General features: G+C 62.7%; 2 protein-coding genes. Both read right to left on the reverse strand.

All coding sequences use genetic code 11. The features are described 5' to 3' along the window. A partial coding sequence (locus EOA24_RS37925; RefSeq protein WP_145992577.1) for an MFS transporter occupies window positions 1-537 on the reverse strand: 537 nt, incomplete at its 3' end. A 210-nt stretch (window positions 538-747) separates the two neighbouring features. Continuing rightward, the coding region (locus tag EOA24_RS37930; RefSeq protein ID WP_133374912.1) for a UDP-2,3-diacylglucosamine diphosphatase at window positions 748-1,390 on the reverse strand (643 nt) is incomplete at its 5' end.

A 1,390-nucleotide genomic window follows, 5' to 3' on the forward strand; every position in this document is an offset into this window, starting at 1 on the left:
GAGCGCCACAAAGATGATCACCGGAACCGCCTGCGGGCCGGTGGCCGCCAGGATGAATCCACCCGCGATATTGGCGCACAGATAGGCGATCGAACCCCATTTGCGCATCGTCGTGTAATTCGAGCCGAAGCGGCGCACGCCCGACAGTGCCAGCGAATCGGCCATCGGTGAGTGCGGCGTCCAAACGATGGTGAGCAGCAGCGACACGGCAAGCACGATCGCGTAGGCGGCCGGCAGGAAATAGCCGGCCGAGACAACCATCGAGGCCGCGACCAGCGCGATATAGACATTGGCGCGGTCCTTCGCCCGGTCGGCAAGCGCCGTCAGCATCGGCGTCGTCACCACGCGCAGGAACATCGGCGCCGCCAGGATGACGGCGATCTGCTCGGCATGAAACCCCTTCGCCTGCAGCCAGAGCGGAAAATAAGGCAGATGCGTGCCCTGTGACACGAACAAGGTGGCGAAGATCAGGCTGATGCGCAGTTCGAAATGGCTGGGCTTGATGCGTTGTTCGGGCGAGAGCGGCGGCAGCGACATGAATCGATCCAATTACGCTGCAATCGACGGCCTGCAACGCGTTTCGATCCCTAACATGCGGCAAGGCAGGGCGGAACTGCCTGGACTAATCGATCAAGGGCAAAGCTGTTGAAGACCGCGTCCGGCACGGGATATGCCGCGCTTCGGCTTCAATGAACAACGCGCGCAAAGAGGCTCCAACCGCGGCCGATCTCTGATCGGCAGGCGCGTTCAGGCCGCTCGCGCCGCCCTGCCCTTGAGGTCGATAATGTCGACCGGAACCAACACATCCTTCCCAGTTGAAGATTCCGGCAGCACATGCGCCCAGGTCAGGATCTCCAGGCGGCCGTCGAAGTGCTCGACCGCCGCCGTGCAGCTTTCCACCCAGTCGCCGGTGTTGATGTACTGTACGTCGCCATAGCTTTCGATCGCGGCGTGATGGATGTGGCCGCAAATCACGCCGTCGACATGCGAGCGCCGCGCTTCCTCGGAAAGCACGGTCTGGAACGAGCCGATGAAATTCACCGCGTTCTTCACCTTGACCTTGGCCCAGGACGAGAACGACCAGTAAGGCAGGCCGAGCAGATGGCGCAGCTTGGTCACGACGCGGTTGATCAGCATCGCCGTGTCATAGGCATAGTCGCCGAGATAAGCGAGCCAGCGCTGGTTGTGCACTACCGTGTCGAACTGGTCGCCGTGGATGACCAGCAGGCGCCGGCCGTCGGCGGTCTCGTGGATGGCGCGGTCGGCGACGACGATGCCGCCGAAATGCACGCCCTGGAACTGGCGGGCGAATTCGTCGTGATTGCCGGCGATATACGTGATCGAGGCGCCCTTGCGCGCCTTGCGCAGCAGTTTCTGCACGACGTCGTTG

The sequence above is a fragment of the Mesorhizobium sp. M2A.F.Ca.ET.039.01.1.1 genome, from assembly GCF_003998035.1.
Classification (GTDB): Bacteria; Pseudomonadota; Alphaproteobacteria; order Rhizobiales; family Rhizobiaceae; genus Mesorhizobium.